The organism is Colwellia sp. BRX10-3 (genome assembly GCF_014077505.1).
GTDB lineage: Bacteria > Pseudomonadota > Gammaproteobacteria > Enterobacterales > Alteromonadaceae > Cognaticolwellia.
Window position 1 is genome coordinate 1 of the sequence record NZ_JACGWA010000006.1, and the last position, 18,108, is coordinate 18,108.

Consider the following 18,108-nt stretch of genomic DNA (forward strand, 5'->3'; position numbering starts at 1 on the left):
TGGTTGTAATGTCGCTTTCTTGTATGTCCCATGATTAACCTCTTTGGTAACAATTAAATAAATAACTGTCTACCAAAGTGGTACAAGATCACAGTGAAAACAGCCAGCTGTAAATTTTCCTGCTTTATTGACTTGTTATGTTTTGGTGTTCACATTGCCTGATATTTCTTCTTGTTCCCAGAATACATCAAGTAAATCGTCACCAAACTCTGTATTTGAATTTTCGTCTATAGAGCTCAATTCAAACTCTTTAAATTCCCCATCAAAATGTCCGCCCGAACTTATAATTGAAATGAGTGATGAAACTCCATTTTGAGCACCTAACCGAATAAAATCAGACAATACCTTTCTAGTAGGATTATCTGCTTGTTTCCAATATTGAATTAAAGGCTTCATTGAACTATCAGAGCACTCTTTAACATCTGTTTTCGAGAAGGTTTCTTCATAGCCAGAAACTAGATCATTAATGCATTCATCTCTAACTGTAGATATAAATTTATTAGGGTTCACCTAAAACTCTCCGAAAAACATAACGCTTCGCATAAACAGCGGAGCAAGTTGGACGCTTTTTTGCGCCGTGTGTTTTGCAAAAAGTCGGCCTACTTGCGGAGTCAGGTTTGATGCGTTTGTTAGGCATTTTCACTCCCAATGTTAAGCGATTGAGGCTCACGATACTTCGCTAGAAGTTCTGGCTGTTTTTGAGCCACGTCAAAGAAGAATTCAGCTAAACTGCCTTTGAGCTTTCTCAGGAAAATCTCCAACTCTAATAGCTCACTTTTTTCGAGGTGGAGCCCTTCATTAAATTGAAAGTGAGGAAAATTAAACTCTCCATCTAAAACGGGAAATGTACTAGAACGAAAATGCATTGCTTCTTCGGCTGAGTGAGCAACTATTGTCCCTCTTAAATCCGTTATTTTTTTTAGTAAGGCTTTTTCATTACTTGTTAGTTTTATATCCAGAGCTCTTAGACCAATTGTTGTGCCACTTCTAGTAGTTTCAAATGGTCGCGCCATAGAAATAATTAAAGTGGACTCATAGCACCTAAAACGACGTAAGCTGACCTTGTCGTATTTTTCATCAAAGTCACAATCTTGTAGGAGGAACGTCAGTGCTGACAAGGCCTGTTGAAAGTCCCAGCTCGAATATATTGCCCTTACTAGTTGCTGTTCTGTAAGTTTCATGATGCCTAACAGTATATTAGACGGATCAAAACCCACCTTCCACAAGCAAGACCGCCCAACTTATGTATATTTATTCCAATAAATATACATAACTAAATATTAATATTCAATAAGTTAATGCTACTTGTTGAATATAACGATGTAGAAAGACGGATTAAATCCCTCTTTCTAAAATAAAGCGGGAAACAAAGGTTGTCTGTATAAAAAAACAGTAGTAATTAAATTAAACTTTCAAATTAGCAAAAGTCCTCTAATACAATAGATTCTGCTACTAAAAGTTGAAAAACTTAGACTTATCGTTACTTATTTAGAAATTAATGCTCAAAAAAGTAACTTTAAGCATAAAGTATATTTTTATTTACATACAAAAATTAAGATATCTTAATTGTTGATGGTTAAGTTACCTTCACAACTGGATGAACAACGGCTTTGGTTATTTTCCCATGCTGTTGCTTAACTTTAATGTCAGCCAAAGGTACGTTGATGTAACCATTTAAATTTGATGAGTTTACTTGGCTAGGCGAGGTTTTTAAAGTGGTTATATCGGCAATTAACCCAGTAGATTTTTGTGGTTTTATTTTATTTTTATTACCGGTTTTTGGGTTGTCGTTATAAGCAGGAATATCATTAGCAAAGCTTTTCTCACGGCTTGCCCCAACAATGCAAATTCCATTTTCAACTGCGCGAGATAATAAACTAAATTCAACCTCAGTAGATTCTTGAATGTCAAAGGGTACCAATAACACGTGAATGTTATTTGAAGCTGCAATTTTCACTATTTCAGGTATGTTAGCGTCGTCAGCAGTTAGCATAGTAATGTTAATATTCCCTTGCTCTAAGGGTAGTTCTATTATGTTTAACTCATTTCCCAAAGCTGTCCACTGGTATCTATTACAAAAATGCAATTGCTGTTGTGTTGCAAATAAGCCGTGTTCACTTATTAATACTGCCTGATGCGCGCCATTAATAACTAAACTTGTGCAGACATATTGAAAAGGCCTTAACTCTGCGCTAATTTGATTAATGAGTTCAGTACTCAGTGTTTCTACTTCAGCACGTTGTTCAGCATTATTGGTGATAGTTTTATCTGCGATAAAAAATAACTCTGGTAATTGAATAATATCACTAAGGTTATTTTCTATATAATGACAAACATCTTCAATGGCTTGCTCGTTAGATTTATATGTCGCAAATATCGCAACGTTCGCCGTTTCAGGCACTTTATTGTTAATGGCTTGTTCAGTATTAGCTGTTTGCTGTTTTAGTGTTACTTGCTTTTGATAGAGTTCAGCTCGTCGCTGAGTTAAAAACTCAGTACCATCAGGTCGACATTTGTTATTTAACCCTGCCCCATCCAAATCAATATCAGCATAGGTAAAGCCTTCTTTATTATCTGCTAGTTTCGCTAATATCTTTCCGTTTACAGATACTATTTGGCTATGACCAGCGCCAACTAAATCATCATTTGAATGCTCTGCTGTTATAAATCCACCAACTTTATTTGCTGTGGCTAAAAACACATTGTTTTCAATGCTACGGGCACAGTCATGCAAAGTACTTTGATCTAATACACATGTATTTTGTGAGTTACATAATAATTTTGCACCATCTAAGGCTAACTCTCTCGCTACCTCAAATGTAATTGCATCGCTACCGGCCAAAAGCCCAAGTTTACCAAAAGGCGTTGTTACTGCTTCAGCGCTTTTATTCGAGCTAACAAAAAATTCATTTTCATGTGCTTGTAACATTTGCTTATCTGTTTGCTGATTAAGCTCACCAGAGGGAGAAAACATACATGAGGTAACACTAATATTTGATTTAATTCTAGGGTGTTGATGATTACGTTCGAGGTCTCTGCGCAACGTGACGTTGATCACGATATAACAGTTATGTTGATTCGCTTGTGCCGCTATTTGTTGTAAAAATGGACCATTAATAACTAAGGCTTGCTGCCATGCTTGATTATGGTCTTCGTAACAAGGTTCATCACTGCGATGTGCAATACCAAACATAGTATTACAATATTCAGGAAGAACGATTATAGAAGGCTCGCATGTGGCTGCCTCGTTTATCATTCGAATACAGATTGCTAGATTTTCTTGAAGATTTAAGGATGTGGCAAACTGAGCAACGGCTACTCGCATGATTTATATTTTCCAGGTAATTAAAACTTATTTGAACTGAGTAATTTAATGGCACTTCGAACTATAGCCGCGATTATACAATTTTTAATTAAGTTTGTGACCTTGTTGTGCTCTGAAAATAAATTTACTCGAATACCCATTTAATATCTTTCATGTGGAATGTCCTGACACTAAGTAAAGTATTGAAAATATTGAAAATGAGTTTTCCAAAATCAAATAATAACTAGACGATAAGCAAGCCGACTGTTAATGTTTAAAATGATAAATAAAATTATCACACCAATTGATTGAAGTAACAGCTCGTATTGTTTGAATTATATACTTTATTTGGTGTTTTGAACTTAACACGCTTAATTCATAAGGAAAACCAATGAAAAACTTGATCATGATATTTGCAGCACTATTTACTAGCACGCTACCAATAACATCAATGGCTGGCAATGTTAGTTCTGCTGTAGTTATAGAACAACAGCGAAGCGCAATCACTAAACAACAAATTTTATCTATGGTTGATAGTGACGAAGTACAACAACAATTAGTTGCGCTTGGTGTATCTTCTGCCGATGCAGTAAATCGCATTAATAACCTTACCAGTGCTGAGCTTTCTCAGTTAAATATGCAAATTAATGATGCTCCTGCAGGCAGCGGTATTGTTGGCACAATAGTTACCGTATTAGTTGTGGTTGCCGTACTTGATTTGTTAGGTATTACCGATGCTTATTCTTTCATCGACCCTATCTAAAATCATTAATAAAGCAATAAAGGTTGGCATAATTGCCAGCCTTTTTTTACTTATTGGCTGTTCAACACCTCCACAAACGTTGAAATTAACCCAGCAACTTCCAACAAATATTCCGTTAACTTCAAATATTGAAGGTGTGCCTTTTTATTCGCAGCAAGCCTATTACTGTGGTCCCACAACACTTGCCGAAATATTTGAATACAATGGTGTAAAAATATCACCTGAAAGTATTGCACCGCAGTTATTTATTCCAAAAAGAAAAGGTAGTTTGCAATTAGAAATGGTCGCGGCCATTAGGCATCAAGACTTTCTTGCTTATGCAAGTAATGGCTCTTTAGAGCAACTATTAAAGCTAGTACACCAAAAAATTCCTGTTATTGTGTTGCAAAATTTAGGGTTGTCTTGGTATCCATTTTGGCATTATGCAGTAGTAAAAGGCTATGACTTAGAAACTCAAGAGTTTATTTTACATTCTGCTGATATTGAAAATCGCCGTGTAGGAATGAAGGTATTTGAACGTACTTGGCAACGCGCTAAGTTTTGGTATGTTGCAGCATTAAAGCCAACGCAAAGCATGAGTGCATTAAACGACTTCACTTATATAAGTGCCAGCCAAGATTTAATTTCGATTGGTAAAGGCCCCGCTGCTATCCCATATTTGCAGCAAGCCATTAAAGCCTGGCCTGAAAATTGGCTAAGTTACTTTTTACTGGCTAATTATTATTTCGAAAAAAATAACATAGTCGCGGCAATCAACTGGTTTGAGCAAGGGCTGACTTACGGCAGTAAACAAAGTGAATATTTAAATAACTACGCCTACGCCCTACTTAAAAATGGTGACAGTGAACACGCTAAAATCATGATAGAGAAAGCTTTAGTGCTCTCACCCAATAACCTTAATATTTTAGCGACACAAGAAGAAGTGTTAGCCTCTCTCCTTTGATTTTTATCTGATTTAAATCGTTAAACATTCCTAATAAAAAAGCTCATTTACATTAAATGAGCTTTTAAATAATGGGCAAAATAAGACTATTCCTTATCAGTAAATAAGCGCTTTGATTTAAGCTTGCTTACCTTTTGTATTTGAGTTGGTATTAGCTAAGTATTTCTTCATCAGCACTGGCAGTGTGGTTATGTCAGTTACTAAAGCCACAATCATCGCAACACTGGTGAGTAATCCAAACAACATACTGGGCACAAAGTTAGAAAACACCAAGGTACCAAAACCGATAACGATCACCGTTGTGGTATATATTAAGGCATAACCAACCGATAAATTAGTACGTTTAACCCACTCATCACTGTTTGCTTCATCCAGTTTAATTTCTTCTAAATAACGATGAATATAGTGAATGGTATCGTCCATTGAAATGCCCATAGCAACAGCTGCAATGGTAATGGTCATTAAATCTAATGGAATAGCAAAAATGCCTAATATGCCCATAATAACCGAGGTGGTAATTAAGTTTGGTATTAAGGCAATCCACGCCACTTTAAACGACGAGAATATTATCATCAGTGTAATCGCCATAGCGCCATAAACAATCAGTATGGTCAATATTTGTGAGTCAACTAAGCGCGATAATACATCTTGATAAAGAATAAATAAGCCCGTAAGCGTGTACTGCTGTTTTTCAATACCCAATAACGATAATTCTTGATGAATCTCTGACAATAAATCAGCTCTGTTTAAGTCTTTAGTGCTGTCTTGTACCCGCATTGAAATACGTATTTGCTTGTCTTTTTCTGAAAAGTAAGCGCCAAATAATTCTTGCTGTAAGTTAGGATCTAAACTTTTGTAAAGCGCGGTAAGTTCGTATTCTGTTAAAGGTTTACCGTTTACCACTTGGGCAATTTTAGTAAAGTCGGCAATTGACGTAATGGCTCCAATGGCTTGTTGCTTTGCCAACATATTTTGAATAGCAGTAATCGTTTGAACCGTAGTTGCCGAAATAACTAAATCTGATTTTATTTGGTCATCAGGAATATCAAATAGCACGTCAAAGGGTGTAGAACCGCCAAACTCTTGGTCAATAAAGGTTAACTCTTTTCGAACATCTGTCGACTCGCTGAAGTAGTTTAAAAAACTATTTTCTGCGGTGAGTTTTAAACAACCCAGTACACCAATAATGGTAATTATTGTTGATATAACCATTATCTTTTTAGGTTGGTTTTTAACAAAACTTGCGGTTGCGTTCATGCCATGTTCAATCTGTTTGTGCTGTTTAACAAAATCTTGTTTATTAAATAGCGCCAATAGTAATGCTGGGAAAAAAGCTAAGCTAACAATAAAGCTTACCAGCATAGCAACTACCATCATCCAACCAAAACTGATAACTGGCTGAACACCACTAAATATGAGAGAACCAAAACCAATAGTAGTAGTTAAACCTGCATAAAAACATGGTTTTATTTTTTGCCTAATGCTTGCTAGCACTAATTGTTTATGTGACCAATCAGTGTGTTTCAGCACCAGTTCTTGATAGTGCACAATTAGATGAATGATCATCGCCAACGACAATATAATTTGCAATGCAAATACGTTAGCTGAGATCACAGTAACTTTAAAATCAAGCGCGGCTAATAAACCTATGGTCATTACAACACTGGTTGCACAACAAACTATGGGTAATATTACCCAACTGAATTGTCGAAACAAAAACCACAGTAAAACAATAACAACTAGAATAATTAACGAACCAAAAAGCACTAAATCACTTTCAATAATTTGAATAAGCTCGTAAGACAGTAAATTATTACCACCTAAATAAAAGTCGCCGTGTTTTTTATAAGGTTTTAAAATTGCGCGAATGCTTTCAATTTCATCAATACGTGTTTGTTCTAAACTTTTATTAAATTTTTGTTGGTCATGCTTCAGTTGTTCAAGGCTGTTAAGCTCTTTTTCGGTTAGTTCTCGGGTTAACAAATGACGTTTTATATCAATAATATCGTGGTTAATTTGCTCTATTTTTGGGTCTGACTTAAACACAACTTGCAACGACATTGCCGTTTGATCTTCGTTGATCAACAAGCCTTCATATAAAGGATGTTGCTTTAAACTTAATGATAATGTTTGTTCGTCAAATTTTTGCTTTTCCCACGTTAGATTTTTTACATCCGCTGAAACTACTTCAGCTGCACTAAAAATAGGCATGTTAACAATACTTTTTACTTGTTTAACACGAGATATTGCTTCTATTTCACGGCCTATGTTAGACATAGCACTAAGATTGTTAGTAGCAAATAACTGACTATTTTGGGGTTTAAAAGCTATTAAGATGAACTCTTCTGAGCCATAACGTTGGTCAGCGAGCTGCGTTAAAATGTAATGTTTATTATTATCAACTAACAAAGTGTCAGCCGACGCGTCTATTTCAAAATGCTGCGCTTGCCAGGCAAATACAGCCGTTAAAACAGAAAATACGAGACAAATAACATAAGCCCAAAAAGTTGAGTTTTTATTTAACATAATTATTCCACTACCGGGTCATTAGCTTTAACTGGCTTAGAGATAGCTTGTTTTTGTTTTTCGGTTTTAAAAATCTCGTTTCTCCGTGCTTGACCATCTCGTAATATGTTTTGCATATATAAATTACGCACAAACTCATAAGAATTTTCAACATCGGCTAATACATCAGGATATTTAACAAGAATAGGTATTTGTGCCTGTATACCGTCAGCTATTAATAACTGCGAAGCAGCGTCTTCGTCGTTAATAAAGTTAAGCGGATGCGCAAAGTAGTTAAAGGTTAATGATGCCGTGTCACGTAAATCAGACGGGCCGAGCAGTGGCAAAACAATATAGGTACCGTATCCAACTCCATAAGTAGCTAGTGTATCGCCAAACGTTGTTTTATTGCGCTCGACATCCATCATACTGTTTGCAGCATCAAACAAGCCAAGAAGTCCAACAGTACTATTAATCAATACACGAACAATACTTTTGCCCGACTCTTTAAGCTCACCTTGAAGTAAGTGATTAACTGCATAAAGTGGTTCACGTAAATTATAAAAAAAGTTACTTATACTATTATCTATAGGCTCAGGTACAACTTTTTGATAGCCAGTAGCTAATGGGCTTAAAACGTAACGATAAACTGTATCGTTAAATTTAAAAATAGGCTCATTAATAAAACGCAATGAATCTTCAGGTTCCTGATAACTAACAACACTTGGCAGGTTTTGTTCAGCTGCTATTTCATAAGGCCCTTTTACTGGTTGTTCATTACTTATGGGGTTATCAGCTAAATTATCATTGGTAGTAGAGCACCCTACTCCTAGTGTGAGCATTACGCTTATCAAGGCATATTGTAGAAAATTTTTATTGGGCAATGAGAAATTAAAACTTACATGGTGATTTGTTTTTATCATTATTAACTCCCTGTAACGACTTAACGAATTACCAACATCGCAAATCAAGCAATATGGTTAGCAGACAAATTTATACGTAGAACATTTAAAACAACACTAAACTTTGTGCCATCTCTTATAACAAAATTCAAATGATTAATGACTCAAATAATAACATCTTTATTATAATCACGTTCAATTACAATTTTTAAAAAATACTATTAAAATTTTATGCTTTGCTAAACTTCAATATAAGTTTATTTCAACGCAAAGTTTCATCGCTTCACACCATCAATGAAGACGTTTACGATTATTTTGAATAATTAATTTATCGCCTAATATTTAATATTTTAGAGATTATATATTTCTTTAATGAGGAAGCTTTAGAGGTAGGGATTACCAACATCTAAGTAAATAAATGGCTATTATTTCAACTAAAACAATAAGGGATACTATATTTTATAATCGTTGTAGGTATACTAATATTATCTATTTTTAAGTAGTTACGTATATGTCAAAAATCATAAATTATTTTATTTTTACATTACTAATTGTCTGCTCTACAAAATCTATAGCTGAGCAAACATTAAAAGTTGGCGTGGGTAACTTTCCTCCTTTCTTTATTGAAAGTGGTAAAAAAGGCATATTCATTGAAATCATCGATGAAATTTTCAAACAATTACCTGAATATAAAGTCGAATACATTTTTATGAGTAATAGCCGGATATTGCATGAAATTAATTATGGCAAGTCCATTGATGTTGCTTGTAATATATTTCCTAGCTCAAAGTTAAATGCCTATTTATCAGTGCCGATATTTCGTTTTAGAGATGTTGCTATTTCAAAAAAATCATCAAAGCTAATAATCAATAATATAAATGATTTACGGGGAAAATCTATTGCCGCTTATCAGGGCGCAACAGAATTGCTTGGTGATGAATTTAAGCAAATTGCTAAAAAAAATCATCAATATTCAGAACACGCACACCCTAAAGACACTACTAATCTTATGATCTCTGGAAAAAAGGACATTAGAGTTGGTGATATCAACATTTTTTGGAACGACTTAAATAATATCCATTACGATAATATAGCCGGTATCACACAAAACGATTTTTCGGTACATTACTTATGGCCTGACGTATATTCCCATATGGCTTTTAAAGAGGTACAGCTAAAAAACCTTGTCGATGAGATAATTAAGGAATTAAAGTCAAATGGCACGATTAAAAAAATATATTCCCGATATGAAATGCAATAATAGTCTGGATTATTTTTACTTGTCATCTGTGTGCCCTATGTAAAAATAGTCGAAAAAAGAATAGCTAAAGTTTCCGTTTTTCGAGTCAATAAAATCATTTTACAAGGGTTGTAATAATATTTTCAATTACCAGTTGTGTTTATATACATTACTGGTCTATCTATACCTGTTACTTTCAAATAACCCATTTCTATACAAAAAATATTAGGTGTAGCTTGTACCAACTACGTGAATTCTTTTATCTCACAAATGAGCAACATCCGGTGTTATGTCACGTTAACTCAACACAAAGTTTGAACGCTTCACCTCTATTTTAAGACGTTTAAGCTTTATTATGAATAATTCACTAACTTAATTGATAAAAGCTCGATAGACTTGTTCATCGGGCTTTTGCTTTATTCTTGCAACCTCATTATTTACTTAGGAGCACTTAGTGCCAACATCTTCAATTATTTCAGCTATACCAAAGCCATCAAACAATAACATTGCCGCACCAATTGCTAAAAAAATTCCTCATAAAATGACAATACATAATCATCAACGTGTTGATAATTACTATTGGATGCGTGATGACCAGCGTAGCGATGAAACAATACTGGCACACCTTAATGCTGAAAATAACTATGCTGATGCTATGTTGGCAGATCAAAAGCCGTTACAAGAAGCTCTTTTTCAAGAGCTAAAAGCACGAATAGTAAAAGATGATAATACCGTGCCAGCCAAAGACGGTAAATATTGGTATCAAAGTGAAATAAATGGTGAACAAGAGTTTTCAAATTTTTACCGCGCAACAAGTTTTACTGGTGAGAACAAAACCCTGTTATTAGATGTTAATGCCCGCGCCAAAGACCATGATTTTTATGACTTAGGTGATGTAGCTATTAGTCCTAATGACCAACTTATGTCCATATCGGAAGATACCGACAGCCGTCGTATATACACTATTTGCTTTAAAGACTTGAATAAAGCACCTGGCTCAACAGATGCTTATTTAACCGATATACTCGTAGAAACCGAAGGGCAGATTGTTTGGGCTAACGACAATCAAACCGTATTCTATGTAAAAAAAGATCTAGACACCTTGTTAGGTACGCAAGTTTATCGACATAAATTAGGAACCGTACAAGCTGATGATGTTTTGGTTTATGAAGAAGACGATCACAGTTTTTACATGAGTTTAGATAAAAGCAGAGATGAGTCACAAATTTATATTAGTTTACACGCCACTGAATCAACCCATTGCTTAGCGCTCAGTGCCGACGAACCTAATGGTGAGTTTAGCGAGTTATTTCCTTATCAAGAACAACACGAATATCACGCGGATAAAATGGGTGAATTCTTTTATATTGTCAGCAATCATCAAGCTAAAAACTTTAAGTTGATGAAAGCGGCTGTCGATCAAGTTCACGATATAAATAACTGGCAAGAAGTTATTCCACACAGAAGCCATGTTTTACTTGAAGGCATTGAATTATTTCATAGCTACATTGTGATCACCGAGCGAGAAAACGGCCAGATTCGTTTTATCGTTCACACCACTAGCGGTGAAAATGCTGGTCAACAATATCCATTATCGTTTGACGACCCTTGCTATTTTGCTTGCCTTGGCGATAACCCAGAACCGGAAAGTACAATCGCACGATTATACTATTCGAGCTTAACAACACCTGGTTCATTATTTGAATTTGACTTAGCTACCGGAGAGCGAAAGCTACTTAAGCAGCAAAAAGTATTAGGTGAGTTTACTAAAGAAAATTATCAATCAGAACGATTGTTCATATCCGCACGTGATGGTGTAGAAGTACCAGTTTCTCTTGTTTATCGTAGCGATAGCTTTAAAAAAGATGGCACTAACCCCCTACTTCAATACGGTTACGGTGCTTATGGCATTACCATCGACCCTAATTTTTCGAGTCAAACGTTAAGCTTACTCGACCGAGGTTTTGTTTACGTTATCGCCCATGTTCGTGGCTCTGAAATGCTAGGTAGAGCATGGTATGACTTTGGCAAAATGGCGCATAAACAAAATAGCTTTAACGACTTTATCGATGTTACCAAGGCATTAGTGTCACAAGGTTATGGTGCGAAAGATAAAATATTCGCTTCAGGTGGCAGCGCTGGGGGTTTATTAATGGGCGCAGTGGTTAATCAGGCTCCTGAGCTATATTTAGGAATTGGCGCCCATGTACCATTTCTAGACGTGTTAACCACTATGCTCGACGAAACCATACCGCTAACCACTAATGAATATGACGAATGGGGTAACCCTAACGAAGCCCAAGCTTATCAAGATATTTTAGCGTATTCGCCAATTGATAATATTAGTGCGCAACACTACCCAAATATATTGGTAACCACCGGATTACACGACTCTCAAGTACAATACTTTGAACCCATGAAATGGGTAGCAAAACTTCGAGAACATAAAACAGACGATAACCTTCTGTTATTTAAAACAGATATGGATGCCGGACATGGCGGCGCATCAGGACGTTTTAAAAGCTTAAGAGAGAAAGCTTTAGAGATGAGCTTTTTTATCTCTCTGCTTAGTAAGTAAAGCTATTGGAGTAGATTGTTGTCGTTGCTATTCACAAGTTTGCTTAACTTAACTTGTAAATAGCAACAGTCCTTACAATAACGGATTACAACTACCGCACAGTAGACGTTTTTATTAAGCCAGTTCGTCCTAGCCAATAGTTAACTTCAATACCCACAATGAATCCGTAAAAGTAATGCCGATATAGCCAATCAAGCTTATAATTAACCTTAAGAGCTTTGTTTAACTGCTTATAAATAATTAATTAACGGCAATTCAAACAGCAGGTAAATTTTCAGCTAGCCATTGTTTAAATTGTACTTTCGGTAAAGCCCCTGACATACGCGCAATTTCTTTACCGTGATGAAATATCATTAAAGTAGGAATTGAACGAATATTATAACCTCCGCCAGTATGTTGATTATGTTCAGTATCTAGCTTCACAAAACAAGCCTGAGTAAACATTTCACCAGCAACCTGTTCAAAGGTGGGTGCAAATTGCTTACATGGCCCACACCATGGCGCCCAAAAATCTACAACCACAGGCAAACCATTGTCTGTAACATAACGGCTGAAATTTTTATCGCTACCGACAATAGGTTTTGTTGAAAGCACAGGTTTTCCACACTTGCCACAAACAGGCTTGTTATTAAGTTTTACTTTGGCTAGACGGTTTTTCGTACAGCAACTTGAACAAACTATTTGAATAGGTAAATCAGACATTGTTAAACCTCGGTAAAAAGTAGCTTTGAATTTGTTTGAAAATAGAAAGTAGAGTATTAATATGGGTTTCTGCTGCTTTAAATTCAAGTGAACCGGTCTTATTAATGGATTTTACAGCCGAGATATCAGTGTATTTTTTAACTATTGTGCTCTGCTGTTAATTATTAAAGGTTATTTAACATTAGATGCCTGAGTTAATTACTATCTCGACTACACTACACAACACACCACAACAGTGCTGACTTACGCTTGCTTTATACAAACCACATGGTTATTCTGATTTTTTTAAGCATCACAAGTTAACATATTAGTATGAAATTACCCTCTATATTGCCAATAATTCTTGATGGAGGCATGGGTCGAGAACTTGAGCGCATTGGCGCGCCTTTTCAGCAACCAGAATGGTCAGCACATGCGTTAATTGCAGCCCCGCATTTTATCTCTCAAGTACATCGCAACTTTATTGATGCCGGTGCAGAAATCATTACCACGAATACCTACGCGTTAGTGCCGTTTCATATTGGTGAAAAACGTCTTAATGAACAAGGGGCTAACCTCATCAAGCTAGCCGCTAAGTTAGCTCGAGATTGCGTTAAGACTAATTCAGGTGTATTGGTTGCGGGCTGTATCCCACCCGTTTTAGGCTCTTACCGACCAGATTTATTTTCAGTTGAACAAGCCAAACCATTACTTGAACCCTTAATAAATAATCAAGAAGCTGATGTAGACTTCTGGTTGGCCGAAACAATATCTTCAATTGCAGAAGCCGCAATGGTTAAGGCCCGCACGGCACTAACTAACAAACCGACCTGGATTTCATTTACTGTGAAAGATGAAATAGCCACCGAATCAAAGCTACGTTCTGGAGAATCTGTTTTTGATGCCGTTAGCCTAATAGCAGGACAAAATGTATCTGCGATATTATTTAATTGCAGTGCTGTTGAAGTGATGGAAACAGCACTAATTAATGCTAAACAAGCGTTATTAGCTCAAGGACTTGAAAACGAAGTTCAGCTAGGTGTGTACGCGAATAATTTCCCGCCCATCGGTGAACTGCGTGAGGCAAATAATGATGAAGGTTTGTCTATTATAAGAAATGATGTTTCACCAAAAAAATACCGTCAATTTGTATCTGCATGGATTAACGCCGGCGCATCGATTGTTGGTGGTTGCTGTGGAGTTTCACCCGAACATATCAAGGAATTAGCCAAGCTTAAATAACTTTGTAATTTTATAAGCTTGGAAAAAAGTATGAAAATAAAAAATAAAAAACTCAGCCATGATAAATACTAACTATAAGCTTTAAAAAAATATTTATGAAACAAGTGCCCTAGCTATTATGGATGAACTGATAAGTTATAGAGCGGTAAATATATTATTCACAGCCATTAACTCATATGTCGTTGTTGTCGCTGTAACGACTTATTTTTAACCGTAGCTGCTACTTGTGGTACCGCATAAAGATTCAAGCTGCTAAACAAGCTTTTCAATTTAGCTGCCTCGTAATCTTGTTCAATCTTTTCGATAACCAATGCATGTTTTTCTGGATACAAAGCTTCAACCGCTTGCGAAATTAACTCAAATAACTTTTTCAGGTTAATTTTATGTATTTGCCCTGTTTTGTTAAATATCCATTCGGTAATCGCCATAAAATCATCAAACGGTTCATCCGACAACATATGAGGTAAAGCGTATTTAAAACGTCCCGAATTACCTATCATGTCCCAATAGCGAGCAAAACGGTTAATACGCTGCATACTGGTGAAACTCACCCTATCGGTACTTAATATATTAAAAGGCGGTAAAGGGTTAAAACGTAAATCGTACGCTTGAGTATGACGAATAATAGGGCTACCTTTTAAACGTTTCAAAATACCCATTTGAATTTCATGCGGCCTGCAATGATATAGCTGGTTGAAGCTATCTTTAAAACTGTCGAAGGTTTCGCCGGGTAAACCAAAAATAAGATCAGCATGAATATGGGCGTGAGTATTATCTTTTAACCAGATTAAATTGTCTTTCGATTTGGCGTTATTTTGCTTACGGCTAATATTCTTTTGAACCTCTGTATTAAAGGTTTGTATGCCAATTTCAAATTGTAAACTGCCTTCAGGAAACTGTGCTAATAGCTCTTTTAACTTTCTAGGTAGATGATCTGGCACTACTTCAAAATGGAGATAAAGATCATCAGTCATTCGATCTAAGAAAAACTGCATAATTTGCATCGTGGTATTAATGTTTAAATTAAAAGTTCTATCGATAAACTTAAAATTTCGTGCGCCACGGTTATACAGAATTTCCATTTGCTCAAGAAATAGCACTATCTCAAATGGCACTGAGGTTTTATCTAAAGACGATAAACAAAATTCACACTTAAACGGACAACCACGCGACGCCTCAACGTACAGCAGGCGATGAGTTAAATCTTCATCGGTATAATACTGATAAGGTGACGCTAATTCTTTTAATTCAACAGGCTTCGAATTGAGAATTTTTTTATCCAGTGGTACATCATTTATAATGTCTTTACACAGTTGATAAAAACTTAAATCTGCCGGCCCTGTTAAAACATAATCGGCACTGGCAACAATCGCTTGCTGCTCAGTTTCATAACTTACTTCTGGCCCACCTAAAACAATTTTAATTTCTGGGGCGATCACTTTTAACAGGCTTACCACATCGGTGGTTTCAACAATGTTCCAAATATAAACCCCAAAACCGACAATGTCGGGTTTACACGCTAATATTTGTTCAACAATATCAATGGCACGCGTTTGAATAATAAACTCTTTTATTACACAAAATTCCTGCAACTCTTGTAAATTAGCGTAAAGATAACGTAGACCAAAACTGGTGTGAAAGTAGCGTGCATTAAGAGTCGCAAGTACGATTTTTGGCGCGTCTTTATCTATTTTGTTACTGGCAAGTGAATTATTTGAAATGGGATTAGGCTTTATTGAAGCAGGTTCAGTTGCATTTAGTGAATGAGGAGTATTATCTTCAGTCAGATGAATTTGTGTAACGGGTAGTTCAGTGTGGTGTTTTTGCGCTGCCATACAGGATCTTAAATACCTTAGATAATATAGCGGCAATTATACGGTGATTGGTAAGATTATTCAGTAATCTTATTTTCCCACAACAAACTATCTGTCTTTCGCATGACAACTTGTTATCTCACTATGGTTCTCAGGGAATATATAGACGTTTCCTTTAGAACAAGTCTATAGTGTTGTTACGCGAAACAATATTTACAGAGAAAGGATCAATAATGGATATTAATGAAATTACTGCTTTTTTTGGTTGGTGTACTGTCATTAATTTTAGTGTTTACATGTTTTCAGCATTGGCTATTATCGTGTTTAAACGCTTTACGACTAACTTACACAGTAAGATAATGGATATCGATGCCAAAACATTACCTTCGCTGTACTATAACTATATGGGTAATTATAAGTTAGCTATTGTTATATTTAATATTGCACCCTATATTGCATTGAAGTTGATGGTATAGAGCCAAATTCAGCATAAACAGGTCGTCATAATCAACACCTTTTACCTAGTGTTACCAATTAAGTTTTTAGCCATTAAATTGGGAAAATTTTAATGACAATACTGTTGCCAATTTAACTTGTCCTTTAAGTTTTAAAACTTCGATTATACATTCGATGGTGCATAAACCACCTTTAGGTTGATTGGCTCTAAGCTTGTATAAAGAATCATTTTCCGTTTTCAATGTGAATTGTGGAGCATTTTTTAAATAAGGGCTCTGGTTAAAGATTTTTTTTGATTCCTGCCACGTAGCATCAATAATAATAATGTTTTCATATTTTTCGATTGTTACTGATGGTAATAGCGATGGTAATAGCGATGTTACTACTGAGGGTGTTACCGGTGATATTGCAGGCGATAATTCTCTCTGCGAATATAATAATACCACCTCTTTATTCTCTATTAGTCGAATAAGGTCTTTATTAGGGTTTATTCTTTCCCAGAGTACACGTTTAACAATGTTATTAGCACTTTCTATCGCAAGAGCACCAGTGTTGGTTGCCCTTTGCAATTCACGTTCATGTGTAAGTAAAAAAATTTTCATTTTATGCTATTTTTTTTCTTTTTATTTACTGTTCCGCTTTAGATTATTGCAGTAAGCCTTGTTCGTCATATTTGACGAACAATAGCTCAAAACATGCATATTGCTCTACTGTAAACAACATTTCTTATATTTTTTTCCACTGCCACATGAGCAAGGATCGTTGCGGCCAACTGTCGGCAATGAACTTACAGGCACACTGTTCTCTAAAATTGTTTTTTCGTCGTATAAAATGTTAGACAATAAACCGCCCTCGCCCATTAACGAGTCAAATATATCATTGTCTTCGTTTGAAATATTATCAAGCATGTTAACGTCTGAGCTATCATCTTCGTCATCATCAATCCAAGATTGTAAGGTTTCAATAAGATTAAACTCTAATTGAATAATGCCAGATTCAATCAAACTTGGTGCTGCAAGCCTATGCCACGCTTTTACTTCGTCTTGTTTAAAACGGTCTTCATCAAATAAATTTTGATCACATAAACCAATAAACTGATTTTTAAAATCATCCAGTTTATATTGAATACAAGAATCGGCTAATGCGCTAATTAAAAAGTTATTAATCGAACTCGGTATAGCTAGAAATGCGGCTAACCAACGAGAGACGTGTTCATTTAATTCGGTTTTATCTATTGTGCCCACTTCATATTGCGCAAATACTGCTTCCATTGCAGAGGCTTTGCAATACATGGCTTGATGACCATCAATAATATAGTCAGATAAGGCTTGCGTATTACCATTGCCGACATTATAAAATAAGGTTGACGTTAATTCAGTGACCGCATCACCGAATACACCTTCTATGGGGGTTAAAAACGAGTCACTGCGCGAAAATAATTGTAAACACTTTGACAACGCAGGAGTATATTTTAATTCTGCTAGTAATAATGTGCCAAAAAATAAAATGGCATTTTGCTCATCGGTCAGCGATGTATCATCTGCGATAAATTGATCTATTAATCGCTCTAAATCAGGATAAAATACTGACCAATTCGTTTTAACTGCTTCGATCGCTGCAACAGGTAGTTCGTTACCATGTGCATTGGCGATTACCAATAAAGCTTGTTCTAAATTCATG

15 protein-coding genes are annotated in these 18,108 nt (G+C 35.7%); 6 read left to right on the forward strand and 9 right to left on the reverse strand.

Features of this window, described 5'->3' with window-relative positions:
- Positions 1 to 135: 135 nt before the first annotated feature.
- The 3 genes from H4J38_RS10365 to H4J38_RS10375 form a co-directional block, all read right to left on the reverse strand.
- Positions 136 to 510 carry a hypothetical protein gene (locus tag H4J38_RS10365; RefSeq protein ID WP_182131709.1) on the reverse strand — a complete coding sequence of 125 codons (375 nt, stop codon included), beginning with the start codon at positions 508 to 510 and terminating at the stop codon, positions 136 to 138.
- 119 nt (positions 511 to 629) lie between these two features.
- The gene (locus H4J38_RS10370) at positions 630 to 1,181 is read right to left on the reverse strand and encodes a hypothetical protein (protein ID WP_182131710.1); all 552 of its coding nucleotides are present in this window, start codon (positions 1,179 to 1,181) and stop codon (positions 630 to 632) included.
- A 395-nt stretch (positions 1,182 to 1,576) separates the two neighbouring features.
- A complete protein-coding gene (locus H4J38_RS10375; RefSeq protein WP_182131711.1) occupies positions 1,577 to 3,325 on the reverse strand; it encodes a nitrilase-related carbon-nitrogen hydrolase in 1,749 nt (582 codons plus the stop codon).
- Positions 3,326 to 3,695: 370 nt separating this feature from the next.
- Between H4J38_RS10375 and H4J38_RS10380 the strand changes: the two genes are divergently transcribed.
- Together H4J38_RS10380 and H4J38_RS10385 are read left to right on the forward strand one after the other, a co-directional pair.
- On the forward strand, positions 3,696 to 4,067 hold the full coding sequence (locus H4J38_RS10380) for a PA2779 family protein (protein ID WP_182131712.1): 372 nt from the start codon (positions 3,696 to 3,698) through the stop codon (positions 4,065 to 4,067).
- Positions 4,039 to 5,010 (forward strand): PA2778 family cysteine peptidase, encoded by a 972-nt coding sequence (locus H4J38_RS10385; RefSeq protein ID WP_182131713.1) that lies wholly within the window; start codon positions 4,039 to 4,041, stop codon positions 5,008 to 5,010. The genes H4J38_RS10380 and H4J38_RS10385 overlap by 29 nt, the downstream gene beginning before the upstream one ends.
- A gap of 117 nt (positions 5,011 to 5,127) precedes the next feature.
- On the opposite strand, the gene H4J38_RS10390 is transcribed toward H4J38_RS10385, so the two are convergent.
- Together H4J38_RS10390 and H4J38_RS10395 are read right to left on the reverse strand one after the other, a co-directional pair.
- The gene (locus H4J38_RS10390) at positions 5,128 to 7,536 is read right to left on the reverse strand and encodes an RND family transporter (RefSeq protein WP_182131714.1); all 2,409 of its coding nucleotides are present in this window, start codon (positions 7,534 to 7,536) and stop codon (positions 5,128 to 5,130) included.
- 2 nt (positions 7,537 to 7,538) lie between these two features.
- Positions 7,539 to 8,438: a VacJ family lipoprotein gene (locus tag H4J38_RS10395; RefSeq protein WP_182131715.1), complete on the reverse strand. Its 900-nt coding sequence runs from the start codon at positions 8,436 to 8,438 to the stop codon at positions 7,539 to 7,541.
- Positions 8,439 to 8,928: 490 nt separating this feature from the next.
- On the opposite strand from H4J38_RS10395, the gene H4J38_RS10400 reads away from it, so the two are divergent.
- Positions 8,929 to 9,678, forward strand: coding sequence for an ABC transporter substrate-binding protein (locus tag H4J38_RS10400; RefSeq protein WP_182131716.1), 750 nt, complete (start codon positions 8,929 to 8,931; stop codon positions 9,676 to 9,678).
- Positions 9,679 to 10,111: 433 nt separating this feature from the next.
- A complete protein-coding gene (locus H4J38_RS10405) occupies positions 10,112 to 12,235 on the forward strand; it encodes a S9 family peptidase (RefSeq protein WP_182131717.1) in 2,124 nt (707 codons plus the stop codon).
- A 255-nt stretch (positions 12,236 to 12,490) separates the two neighbouring features.
- Here the strand turns inward: H4J38_RS10405 and trxC are convergent, their stop codons facing one another.
- On the reverse strand, positions 12,491 to 12,937 hold the full coding sequence (trxC, locus tag H4J38_RS10410; protein WP_182131718.1) for a thioredoxin TrxC: 447 nt from the start codon (positions 12,935 to 12,937) through the stop codon (positions 12,491 to 12,493).
- Between the two features lie 312 nt (positions 12,938 to 13,249).
- On the opposite strand from trxC, the gene H4J38_RS10415 reads away from it, so the two are divergent.
- Complete coding sequence (locus tag H4J38_RS10415; protein ID WP_182131719.1) at positions 13,250 to 14,158, forward strand: homocysteine S-methyltransferase family protein; 909 nt, start codon at positions 13,250 to 13,252, stop codon at positions 14,156 to 14,158.
- Positions 14,159 to 14,325: 167 nt separating this feature from the next.
- Here the strand turns inward: H4J38_RS10415 and H4J38_RS10420 are convergent, their stop codons facing one another.
- Positions 14,326 to 15,993 carry a B12-binding domain-containing radical SAM protein gene (locus H4J38_RS10420; protein WP_182131720.1) on the reverse strand — a complete coding sequence of 556 codons (1,668 nt, stop codon included), beginning with the start codon at positions 15,991 to 15,993 and terminating at the stop codon, positions 14,326 to 14,328.
- 212 nt (positions 15,994 to 16,205) lie between these two features.
- On the opposite strand from H4J38_RS10420, the gene H4J38_RS10425 reads away from it, so the two are divergent.
- On the forward strand, positions 16,206 to 16,448 hold the full coding sequence (locus H4J38_RS10425; protein WP_182131721.1) for a DUF6868 family protein: 243 nt from the start codon (positions 16,206 to 16,208) through the stop codon (positions 16,446 to 16,448).
- A 66-nt stretch (positions 16,449 to 16,514) separates the two neighbouring features.
- Here the strand turns inward: H4J38_RS10425 and H4J38_RS10430 are convergent, their stop codons facing one another.
- On the reverse strand, positions 16,515 to 17,030 hold the full coding sequence (locus H4J38_RS10430) for a tRNA-uridine aminocarboxypropyltransferase (protein ID WP_182131722.1): 516 nt from the start codon (positions 17,028 to 17,030) through the stop codon (positions 16,515 to 16,517).
- A 105-nt stretch (positions 17,031 to 17,135) separates the two neighbouring features.
- On the reverse strand, positions 17,136 to 18,107 hold the full coding sequence (locus H4J38_RS10435) for a DUF1186 domain-containing protein (RefSeq protein ID WP_182131723.1): 972 nt from the start codon (positions 18,105 to 18,107) through the stop codon (positions 17,136 to 17,138).
- Position 18,108 lies beyond the last annotated feature (1 nt).